Source organism: Corynebacterium sp. UMB4614 (assembly GCF_030217065.1).
In the GTDB taxonomy this organism is placed as follows: domain Bacteria; phylum Actinomycetota; class Actinomycetes; order Mycobacteriales; family Mycobacteriaceae; genus Corynebacterium.
The window spans coordinates 1-863 of the sequence record NZ_JASONC010000050.1 but is presented as its reverse complement, the minus strand read 5'-3'; the positions used below and the strand labels follow the sequence as shown (position 1 = coordinate 863).

The 863-nt window shown below is 61.0% G+C and carries 1 protein-coding gene; it reads left to right on the top strand.

Annotated features, from left to right (window positions below):
• On the top strand, positions 1–863 hold an 863-nt coding region (locus QP413_RS09835; protein WP_284781592.1), incomplete at both ends, for an IS256-like element ISCur2 family transposase.

Sequence of the window (863 nt, the reverse complement as noted above, 5' to 3'; positions counted from 1 at the left end):
GCAGGGTGTCATCCGCGTACCCTGCAACGCCGGTTTGAACACTTCTGGCTAGTTGATGTCCCCGATCCCACGATCGGCCACGAAGGCCGGGTCTACGACCAGGTCTTTCTTGACGGCACCTACACCGCCGGCGGATGCTTGATTGTTGCCGCCACCTTGGATCACGTCATCGCTTGGCACTGGTGCACACGTGAGACCACCCGCGACTACCAAAGGCTCCTCGAACGTATCCCCGCGCCCCTGATCGCTGTCATCGACGGCGGCCAAGGCGCTGCCAGCGCAATCAAGACATGCTGGCCTGCAACGAAAGTGCAGCGCTGCCTCGTTCACGCCCAACGCGTGGTGCGCCGACACACCACCTCACGCCCCCGCACCGATGCAGGACGAGCGATTTACCAGCTTGCGCTCAACCTCACGAAGATCACCGCTCTTGACGAAGCGGCCGCGTGGGGTGCGCAACTGCACGAATACGGCACTATCTACCGCGACTGGATGAACCAGAAAACGTTCACAACCGACCCGGCGACACGGCAACGCACCTGGTCATGGACGCATGAACGCACCCGCAAGGCCTACAACAGCCTCAACCACCTGTGGCGCAACCAGCTGTTATTTGTCTATCTCGACCCACCTGACGGTGTCCTCGATGTCAGCCGGATCAAATCCACCACCAACAGCCTGGAAGGCGGCATCAACGCCCAGTTGAAACTGCTTGCCCGCACCCACCGCGGCAGATCCGGTGAACACCAACGCCGGATGCTGGATTGGTGGCTGTATCTGCAAACAGAACTGCCTGACGACCCCGTTGAGATCGCCAGGCAGTCCAACTGGGGCCAGGACCAACTCGCCAAAGTATCCACCCT